A 10,030-nucleotide genomic window follows, 5' to 3' on the forward strand; every position below is an offset into this window, starting at 1 on the left:
AACCGTCAAGCCGTGCCCAATTTCAAGGCGGGGGTGACCGCAGCGGTCGAACGGGTCCGGGGCAGTGAGGGCCAGAGCCTTGTTCAACAGGCATGTGACGCCATCGTCCACGCCATCGCGCGGGGCGTCTTTCTGCCCGGAGACCGGATGGTGGAGGCCTACATTGCCGAGGACCTTGGCTTCAGCCGCGTCCCGGTGCGGGAGGCCCTCCGGGGATTGGAGCATCGCGGGCTCCTGCATTCACCGGACAAGGGGCTGCGGCTGATCGTCCCGACGCAACGCGATGTGGAGGAGCTGGTCGAGCTGCGGCGCATGATGGAGAGTGCCGCCCTCCGGCACGCCATGGCCCGCCAGGGCGGTCCCGACCGCTGGAACTCTCTGCGGGACGCCCTGAGAGAGGGGAGGGCGGCCGCGGCCGCCCGGGATGCCACCAGGGCGATCGTCGCGGACCGGCGGTTCCATGAAGCCCTATGGCGGGAGGCTGGCCACGAGCTGCTGCTGAGCAGCCTGATCCAGCTCTGGCAGCGTCAGCTGGTGATGTGTACGGCCATGCGCGAGCAGATCGACTTCAAGACTGGTCAGGCCGATCACGAGGGCATCCTGGCGGCGATCGAGGCCGGCGATTGGGAGGAGGCGGAGCGACGCCTGACGGCTCATGGCGGCTGGCTCGCTCAGCAGGACTTCGCAGCGGCGCTGAAAGGCGCGCGGGAGGCCCGAAGGCTCGCGGCACTACGGGCCAAGTGGCGGACGTAAAGGTGAAGGAAGTAGCCCCGACCCAGCCCGGAAGCCCAATGATGGCCGCCCACGCCGCCGCTGCCGCGGCGGCGCCCGGGCACCTCATCCTGTTCCGGGTAGGCGAGTTCTACGAGGTGCTCGGGTCCGATGCCCCTGTTGCGGCACGGGTTCTCGGCCTGCAGCTGACGCGGCGGCGCCAAAAGGACGCGGCCGACGTCCCGATGTGCGGCATTCCTGCGGCAACCGCTTCAGCCGCCGTGGCGCGCCTCCTCACTGCCGGGCACAAGGTGGCTCTCTCCGAGCAGCCCCCCGAGCCCGGCGCGGATCGCCCGCTCCGCCGCATGACGCCCAGCACCTCCGTCGATTCCGAGGTGCTGGTCGAAGGGCGGCCGAACAACCTCTGCGTCGCCCTGGCGGAGGGGGACGCGACGGCCTTCGCCTGGACCGATCTGTCGACCGGAGAAACCGGCACGGCCATGTCTTCCCTGAACGGCTGTGGCGCCGCGCTGGCCCGGATCGCTCCCTCCGAGGTCCTGGTGGGGCGCTGGCCCGAAGCTTCGGACGCCTTGGCCGTCGCGCTCCGCGGGTCGGGCATTCCCTTTTCCAACCTGGACCGGCCAGTGCCGACGCCAGATCAGGCAAGGCAGGCTCTGCTCGACTGTTACGGCGCGGACACCGCTGAGCGGCTTCAGGGCTTCTCGCCCGCCGAGCTCACGGCCCTCGCGGGCCTGCTCGAGTATGTCCGCGCGATCGTCGGGCGCCTGCCGGATGCCATGATGCTCCCGCGGCGCGCCGGCATGGGCGACACCATGGAGATCGACGCGCCAACCCTGCGGGGGCTCGAAGTTCTGTCCTCGGCATCGGGCCGGGAAGGCTCGCTTCTGTCCGTGCTCGATCGGACGGTGACGGCCCCGGGAGCCCGCCTGCTGGTTCGGCAACTGGCGGCACCGCTGACGGAGCCGGCCACGATCGCGCGCCGGCTGGCCATGGTCAGGTTTCTGGTGCGGAACGCACCTGTCAGGACCGGCTGCCGGGAAGCGTTGTCCGGCATGCCGGACGCTCTCCGCGCTTGCGGGCGCCTTTCTCTGGGCCAAGGCGGCCCGCGCGATCTGGCCACGGTTCGTGGCTTCCTCGAGCGCGTTGCCCAGGCAGCCAGCCAGTTGCAGCAGGCCACTGACCTGCCGCCCGGCCTGCTCACTGCTGCCCGTGAGCTTGCAGGTGGAAGCTCCGGTTCGTGCGGCGATCTCGGCGCAACGCTGCGTCGCGCGTTGGTCGCCCTTCCGCCAGCCGAGGTGGGGGCTGGCTTCGTCGCGGAGGGCTACGACGCCAAACTCGACGCAGCCCGCCAGGTCGTCACCGAGGGGGAGGGGGCGCTCGAGGCGCTCCAGACACGCTACGTCGGCGAGACCGGAGTGAAGAGCCTCCGCATCAGGGTCAACACGGTGCTAGGCTACCATGTCGAGGTGCCGGCCGCGGCTGCCAAGGCGCTCGGAGCCGAGTTTGTGCTGCGCCAGGGACTGGCCAACTCCAGCCGCTTCGCGACGGCGGAGCTGGACCGCCTTGCGGCCGAACACGCGGCGGCAACGGAAACCGTACAGCGTGCCGAGCAGCGGATCTTCGAAGCGCTCCGCACGGCGACCCTCGCCAACAGATCAGCACTGACCCGGATCGCCCATGCAGCGGCTGCGCTGGATCTGGTCTGCGGTCTCGCGCAGGCGGCCGCGGAGGGGCTATGGGCGGAACCTGAGCTGTCCGACGATGCGGAGTTGCACATCGAGGGCGGTCGCCACCCCGTAGCCGAGGCGATCCTGGACGCGGCAAGCCGTTCCTTCGTCCCGAACGACTGCCACATGGGGGATGGTCAGCGCCTTTGGTTGCTGACAGGTCCGAATATGGCGGGCAAGTCGACGTTCCTGCGCCAGGTCGCTCTCATCGTGCTGATGGCGCAGATCGGCTCTTTCGTCCCCGCGCAACGTGCGCGCATTGGCACGGTCGACAAGCTGTTCAGCCGGATTGGCGCCTCGGATGACCTGGCTGCTGGCCGCTCAACCTTCATGGTGGAGATGCTGGAGACGGCGGCCATTCTGAATCAGGCAACCCCGCGCTCGCTCGTGATCCTGGACGAGGTGGGGCGCGGCACGTCGACGCATGACGGACTTTCCATCGCTCAGGCCTGCATGGAGTATCTGCATGATCGGGTCAGATGTCGGACGCTCTTCGCGACCCATTTCCACGAGCTGGCAGACGCGGCCGAGCGGATGAGCGATGCGATCTGCATGGCGATGGACGCCGCGGCCGGGCGGCACGGTGACATCTTCAGCTACAAGGTGCTTCCCGGTCGTTCTGGCCGCTCATACGGTCTCAAGATCGCGGCGCTCGCCGGGATACCGGATCCTGTTCTGCGGCGCGCTGAAGAGATCCTCGCTCAGCACCTTGGCGATGCCGCGGAGGCACCAAATTCCGCTCCGTAACCGCGTCGGCGGGTTACTTAACTCTGGCCATCCCAAGGCGTAGGTTCAGCGGTCTTCTCGCGCAGTGATTTGGATAAGGTGGAATGTCGAGAGAACTGGCTCAGAAGATCACCTTGGCGATTTGCATGGGGATCGGTCTGCATGCATCCCACGCGATCGCGCAGATTCCATCCATCAACGGCCCGAATTCAGGCGGCCAGCCGTCCCGCCCTGCCACCCCACCACGGCCGGCCACGACCTGGGATTTCGTCGAGCAGCCGGTCAGCGCGCTGCTCAACGGCGGATACCGGGTTGCCGCCATGTCGGGCCCTGCGCTCACCCTGGAGAAGGACGGGAAATACCTTCTGTGCGAAATCCGGCCCGCCGGCTTTGGTGGGACTGCACAAGCAACGTCCGAATGTCACCGGCTCAACTGAGGATCCAGGAGGGCGGCCGGAGGGGCGGTTCAGCCTGCCTCTGTGCACCACGCTCCGCCGGGAGCTTGTAAGGGGCCGGCAGCGTCTGGCTGTCGATCCAGCTGTCGATGATGCGCAGCCACCCGCCCCACCTGCCGTGCCACGATCCGTCGAACGGGTGCCCGGGCATCACCAGTCTGGAAAGATGCCCCTTCGCCTCCACTTCGATGCGTGCGCCACGATACTCATAGGTGACGCCGCCCCAGCGGTTCGATGGCATCCCTCCGCACGGCCGACACCGTTCCGCCTGTCAGGCCGAACGAGCCAGTCCGAAGGCCTCCGCGAACTCGGCATCGCGGTCGACCGGCGCCCAGGTCTCGCCGCGCTCGGCGATCCGTACCGCCCGCGCCGCCCCCTCGGCTTCCTCGCTGCACAGGTGCGCCTGCACCAGCAACTCGGCCGCACGACCGCTCAACGCCTCGGCGCGCGTCTGGAGCGGCTCGATCCAGTAGCCACCCTCGGTCTGCGCCCGCACGAGTTCCTGATGCACCTCGCTGGCAGCGACCGCCGCATCGTGGGCCTCACGACAGGCCGCGACCGCCTGCGTGAGCAGCGGCTCCAGCACACGTTGCAGGGCCGCCCGGCGCACCTCGCCCGGCTCGTTCGGCACATGCTCACGGATGTACTCGGCCGTGCCGGCGTCCGCCGCGTCACGAAGGCCCGCGACCGGGTAATCGAGGCCGAACGCCTCGGCCACGTTGCCCACCTCGCGCGGGTCCGGTGCGATCTCGCGCAGGAGATCCAGCGTCGGCCGGGCCCGACGCTCGACCGGGAAGCGGATGACGTTCGTCAGCCCGGGCAGCAGCTCAATACGCATGGTCAGCTCCTCCGTTAGCGACAGAATCCTAGGCCGAACAGGCCGTGAACACAAGCTAAATATATGAAAACAATGGATTATTTTGCCGGATGGGGGTCTTCGAGGAAATCGCAGGGGAAGCGCCACCCGGGAAATGCCGCCAGCGGCAGGGTGCCGCCTGGCAGGCCCCGGGTGGGCAGGAATCGCGCCGGAGCGGGTTGAGCCGGCCGGGATGGGGGACCATGCTGCATTGCAGTGTAACTATCGGCAGCCAACAACCCTGAGAGGTGGCCGCGCGGCGCTCCCGGAGCGTCAGTGCCGGATGAGGAACGAGGTTCGATGCAAGATCAAGGTGAAGTGCAAGGGGAAAGCCCTGCGCGCACAGGCTTCACCCATTCCCAGGTGCTTCGGGTTCTGAGCGGAATCCTTCTCTGCCTGTTCTTATCAGCAATTGATCAGACGGTCGTGATCCCCGCCGTTCCCGCGATTGCGAGCGATCTGAACGGCTTCGGTCATCTCTCCTGGATCGTCTCAGCCTATCTGCTGACCTCGACCACGATGACCCCGATCTATGGCAAGCTGTCCGACATCTACGGCCGACGCCTGCTGCTGCTGATTGCGCTGGCCGTGTTCGCGGTGGCCTCCGCGCTCTGCGCCATGGCAGGCAGCCTGACCCAGCTCATCGCGGCGCGAGCCCTGCAGGGGGTCGGCGGCGCCGGGCTGATGGCCATGTCGCAGGCCGCGATTGCCGATGTGGTGAGCCCGCGCGAGCGCGGCCGGTACCAGGGTTACCTGGCCTCGACCTGGGGCATCGCCTCGGTGGCCGGACCGATCATCGGCGGCTGGGCCACCGAGGCGCTGTCCTGGCGCTGGATCTTCTGGATCAACCTGCCGATCGCCCTGGTCGCCATGCTGCTGTGTGACCGCTCCCTGCGACTGCTGACGGTAAAGGCCCGGTCCGTGCGGATCGACTGGCTGGGAGCCGGACTGCTGACGGCCGCGATCAGCGCTTGGCTGCTGGTGCTGAGCTGGGGCGGGGTGGAGGTGCCCTGGACGTCGCCGATGATCCTTGGCTTGGCGGCGGCGGGGCTGATCCTGGTCGTGCTGCTGGCCTTCCAGGAGCGGCGCTATCCCGAGCCGCTGCTGCCGCCGCGGCTCTTCGCCAATGGCGTGTTCGTGCGCGGGGTCGTCGTCGGCGCGATCGCGGCGCTCGGCATGTTCGGCGCCAGCTTCCTGCTGCCGCTGTTCTTCCAGCTGATGCAGGGGGTGGATCCCGGCGTGTCAGGGGCGCTGGTGGTGCCCTTCATGGCCGCCAACTGCGCCGCGTCCTGGGTCGCCGGCGCGCGGGCCCGCCGTCGCGGCCGGTTGAAGGGCATCATGATCGCGGGGCTGGTGGCCTGCCTGATCGGCTTCGTGCTGCTCGGCCTGGTGGATGCCTCGACGCCGCGTGCCGTGCTGATCGCGTGGCAGCTGGTGCTGGGCTTCGGGATCGGCCTGGTGATGCCGACCTGCCTGATGACGGCGCAGAATGCGGCCGAGCGCCGCGATCTCGGCGCCGCGACCGGCTGCCTGCTGTTCCTGCGCTCGATGGGGGGTGCCTTCGGGAGCACACTGGTCGGTGCGCTGCTGGCCAGCGGCTTTGCGGGGCGGGTGGCGGAGATGCACATCACCGTGCCGGTCGACCTCAACGCGGTTCGCTCGGCGGACGGTGGCCTGGCAAGCGTGCCGCCGGAGATGCTGCCGCAGCTGCACGCGGCGCTGGCCTGGGGATTCCACCTCGGTTTCTTTGCCTGCGCCGCAGCGATGGCTGTGGCGATCGTCACCGCCATTGGGATGCGAGACTTGCCGCTGCGGACCGTCTCAGCGGCCGAGCCAGCGCCGGAGACCGCGACCCTGGCGCATTGAAGCGCCAGGGGAGCAGCGCGCCCGTCAGATCCCGGGCGAAGGCGAACGCCGCGGGGCCGGTTTTGGGGCAGGTAGGACCCCGTCCAGCTTCCGCCTTGCGATCTCCGCCTCAACCCGCAGGTGCCGCAGGTGGTCCTCGGCCGCCCGCGGCCCGGAGCTCGCAAGGTTGCGCCGCAGCGCCTCGTCGAGGGCGGCGATATGCCGGGGCAGGCTGGCCCGGACCGCCTCGGCCTGCAGCCGCTGCCGGGCCTCCCGGCCGAGATTGCGGCCCCCGGCTTCCAGGGTCTGGAAGCGGTGGCTCTGCGCGATGAAGGCGTCGACCGCCCTCTCCCGGCCTTCCCGCGCGCCCCGCAGCAGGTCGATGCCGAGTGCCTTGTAGGGCTTGGCCGCCATATCCTCGCCGACCCGGTCCCAGAGGGTCTGCATGGTGATCGGCGTCGCATCCCCGAGCGGCCGGCTGCGCTTGACCGCCTCGAGCGTCGCGGCTTCCGACACCATGGTCCAGGTCGTGCCGGTCGCCCGGCTCTCGGCGACATAGGCCTTGAAGGCGGTAATGCCGGCGGATCCCCGCGGAAGGGCGTTGATGTGCTCGTCGGAGGTGATGCCCTGGGCGGCGTCGATGGTCATGGCGTGCCCGAAACCAAGCTTCAGGCGGCCGGTGTCGCCGTCATAAAGGCGGCGCCACTCCACTGCTCCGACCCGGCCCTCCTTGTTGCGAAGGACGAGGGCTTCCTTCGTCCGCCCTACTACCTCGACGATGTCACCGTTGCTGCCGATCCAGCCGCCCTTGCCGTCTATCTTCGCCCAGGTCTTGGCGAAGAGCCGGACCCGGTCGCCGGCGGCGATCGGCAGCTCGTACTGCTCGCCGCGCTGGTCGACAGCCTTGTAGACGACCTCGTCGGCCCCGAGCTCGCCCCGCTGGCGCATGCGCTCCCGGACGGCGCGGCTGATATCGGCCGCATCCTCGTTGGTCAGGGCCGAGATCGTGATGCCGCGCTTCGAGCCGGCGGCAGCCAGGGCGTCGCGGCGACGCATGTAGAAGTCGGCGATCCGCTCCACAACCTGATCGTGGTCGCCACCGAGCATCTGGACGGATTCGGCGTTGCGGGCCCGCTTGAGCTCCAGGGCCTCCGCCGCCCGGCTCTTGTTCTGGTCCTGGTTCTCGCGGAAGAGCCCGACGATCCGCCGGTCCTCACGGTCGCGCTGCCGGACCGTGCTGAGCAGCTCCGGCATCTCGGATTTGGGGAGGGCACGGCGCAGCAGCTCGATGGAGTCCCCGGCCTCGATGGCCTGGGCCTGCTCCCGGTCGCCCAGCGCCTTGATGGTGAAGCCGATGCGCGCCTGCAGCTCCAGCAGCTCCAGCATGGCGCGCGGGCCGACCTGGCTGACCTCGTCGATCACCAGCACGGTATTCCGGGTTGGCTGGAACTCACCCGACCGGATGGCGGCCAGCAGCGGGTGCATGGCCAGGGTCTTGTCCACCCCGGCTTCTCTGAGCGCGTCGGCCTGCCGCCACGCGGTCGCAACGCCGACCACCTCCCGGCCGCCCGGATCGAAGCGGGTGTCTGCCTTCCAGGCCGCGACGAGTGGCTTCATCAGGGTGGTCTTGCCGGCGCCGGCCACACCCGTCAGTACCGTCAGGGCACCCCCCTGACCCATGGCATAGATCGCCGCCAGCTGAGCCCGGCCGTGCTCAGGCTCGCTGGCGAAGTCCAGGCCGGAGGCATCCACGGCCGCCTTGATCGCCGCAGGCGAGAGGGCGCCTGAGCGGTCGGCGGCCGCCCGCCGGCCATGCTCGCCCAGGGCCTGCTCGACCCGAAGCTGGGCGGTGTTGGTGACCCGGACCTTCTCGCCCGAGTGACCAACCACCAGGGCGACATGCTCGCCCCGCAGGTCGATGCCGCGCTCCTCGATCAGCGCCACCACCCGGTCGATGTCGTCCGGCCCTCCCGCAATGCCAGTGCCGATCAGCCCCCGGGCGGCGTACATGCGCAGCTTGTCATGGTCGATCACGGCCGCGGTCTGGAACTCCTTGGCGAGATGCCGGGCGGCGAAGGCGTAGGCCTGGTCGAACCGCTCGGCGTCGGTCAGTTTGGGGTGCTCGACCTCGTGCATGACCGTCTTGTGGTGCCAGCCAATGCCCTCGGCCTGCTCGCGCCAGATCTCGCGGTCGTTCTTGTTGCCGTGCTTCTCCTGCCGGGAGGCGAGGCCGGTCACGGAGAGGATCTTGAGCTTGCCCTCGGCCGAGATCTGGTCCCATTCGAGGCCCTGTCGCCTGGCATAGGCCCGGGCGCTGCGGAGCACCTGCTTGCGGCCCTTGCTGAACAGGTCGTTGGCCTTCTGCGGGATGTCCTCCAGCACCACGGCCTGCTGATCCTTGTCGTAGGCCGTCCGTGCCCCGAGCCGGCGTAACTCCTCGGCGAGCCTCGCCTGGAAGTAGGCGCCGAACTCGTGGACGCGGGAATGGAGTCGCTGGGTATCGAGCGAGCCGACCCGGCCGTCATCGGTCACGACCACGTTGAACAGGGCGTTGTGGATGTGGGCGTGGGGGTCCCCGTCGGTCGGCACCGACGCAAGGTAGGTCGCACCCCCTGGCCCGTCCTGGACCGGCAGGGTCGGCCGGGCGGTGTGGTGGCGAAAGCTGACCCAGGCGACGGCGCCGGGGTCGGCCCCGTCCTCGCCAGCCTTTCCCTTCCTGGCCCAGCCGAGTTCGCGGGCGACGTAGCGCATCGTGGCATCGTTGGCCTTGTCGATGGCGTGCCAGATGGCGGCGCTCTCGGCCGGGGTCGCCGCGAACTCGGCCGCCAATGTCACGGATTTGTGAGGCGCCATGGTCAGATCGTAGGCGCTGATCTTGCGCTCCTGGCTCGACCAGGCCTCGCCGGTGTCCGCGCGCTTGGCCTCGAACAGCCGGTCGAGCTGGGCGTCCTTGGGCATCCGGGTGGGGTCGATGCCGAGGACCTTGGCCACGGCCTGGGGCATGTCGGGCCGCCAGGTCGCCCGGCTGTCCCGGCCGGTGTAGTAGGCCGTCAGCCGTCCGCCAGGGTCGAGGTGCTTGCCCGGCGTGGTAGCGGGATCGTGGATCGGCTCCGGGGTGTTCTCGGTGAAGTAGGCCCGGATGAGCTTGCCGGCGCTGGCAGCAGCCAGCTTGCGGAAGGTCATCATCTCCGGTCGCCCGTCCCGTTCGCACCGGCTCCATTCAGGGCCGGGCGGGCATCACCGGGTTGAAGCTGATGCTGGACCAGCAGGTCCGTGCGGGCGTCGATGCGCTTGAGCAGGACCGCCTGATCGCTGACCAGGCTCACCAGCCCGGCGAGCAGTTGATCGAGCGTCGGCCCCTCGCTCGGCTTTGGCGTGAGCAGCTGGACCACCTCATCCAGGCGCTCCAGCACCAGCCGCAGCAGGGTCGACTGGCGGGCCAGCGCCGCGGCGACCTGCTCGTTCGTTGTCTCCGTTCGCACCGATTGCGGGTCCTGTTCGTCGGGCATGCTGCCTCCTGCGTCTGGCAGCAGCGTCGCTCCGGCGCGTGCGAACGGGGACAGCAAGCTTTGGCGCCCGGCGATTACGATGAGCGGTAATCGGCAATTATGATGAGCGCCCGGCGGTGCGGCGGAGGGTGGGCGTAGCCCGCCCGGAGCCGTTCCGCCGGGCGAGCGCGCCTGCGGATG

The 10,030-nt window shown here is 69.2% G+C and carries 7 protein-coding genes; 4 read left to right on the forward strand and 3 right to left on the reverse strand.

What is annotated here, in order from left to right:
- The first annotated feature begins 12 nt into the window (after positions 1–12).
- From QMO56_RS21540 to QMO56_RS21550, 3 genes are all read left to right on the forward strand, one after another.
- Positions 13–753 carry a GntR family transcriptional regulator gene (locus QMO56_RS21540; RefSeq protein WP_283529245.1) on the forward strand — a complete coding sequence of 247 codons (741 nt, stop codon included), beginning with the start codon at positions 13–15 and terminating at the stop codon, positions 751–753.
- 41 nt (positions 754–794) lie between these two features.
- Positions 795–3,206 carry a DNA mismatch repair protein MutS gene (gene mutS, locus QMO56_RS21545; protein WP_283529246.1) on the forward strand — a complete coding sequence of 804 codons (2,412 nt, stop codon included), beginning with the start codon at positions 795–797 and terminating at the stop codon, positions 3,204–3,206.
- 83 nt (positions 3,207–3,289) lie between these two features.
- Positions 3,290–3,622 carry a hypothetical protein gene (locus QMO56_RS21550; protein WP_283529248.1) on the forward strand — a complete coding sequence of 111 codons (333 nt, stop codon included), beginning with the start codon at positions 3,290–3,292 and terminating at the stop codon, positions 3,620–3,622.
- Positions 3,623–3,911: 289 nt separating this feature from the next.
- Here the strand turns inward: QMO56_RS21550 and QMO56_RS21555 are convergent, their stop codons facing one another.
- A complete protein-coding gene (locus QMO56_RS21555; RefSeq protein ID WP_283529250.1) occupies positions 3,912–4,478 on the reverse strand; it encodes a hypothetical protein in 567 nt (188 codons plus the stop codon).
- Between the two features lie 318 nt (positions 4,479–4,796).
- On the opposite strand from QMO56_RS21555, the gene QMO56_RS21560 reads away from it, so the two are divergent.
- A complete protein-coding gene (locus QMO56_RS21560) occupies positions 4,797–6,362 on the forward strand; it encodes an MDR family MFS transporter (protein ID WP_283529252.1) in 1,566 nt (521 codons plus the stop codon).
- A 24-nt stretch (positions 6,363–6,386) separates the two neighbouring features.
- Here the strand turns inward: QMO56_RS21560 and mobF are convergent, their stop codons facing one another.
- Positions 6,387–9,527 (reverse strand): MobF family relaxase, encoded by a 3,141-nt coding sequence (gene mobF / locus QMO56_RS21565; protein WP_283529254.1) that lies wholly within the window; start codon positions 9,525–9,527, stop codon positions 6,387–6,389.
- On the reverse strand, positions 9,524–9,850 hold the full coding sequence (locus QMO56_RS21570; protein ID WP_283529256.1) for a hypothetical protein: 327 nt from the start codon (positions 9,848–9,850) through the stop codon (positions 9,524–9,526). Before QMO56_RS21570 ends, mobF begins: the two co-directional genes overlap by 4 nt.
- Positions 9,851–10,030 lie beyond the last annotated feature (180 nt).

Origin of the sequence: Roseomonas sp. E05, from assembly GCF_030063475.1 — a bacterium.
Taxonomy (GTDB): domain Bacteria; phylum Pseudomonadota; class Alphaproteobacteria; order Acetobacterales; family Acetobacteraceae; genus Pseudoroseomonas.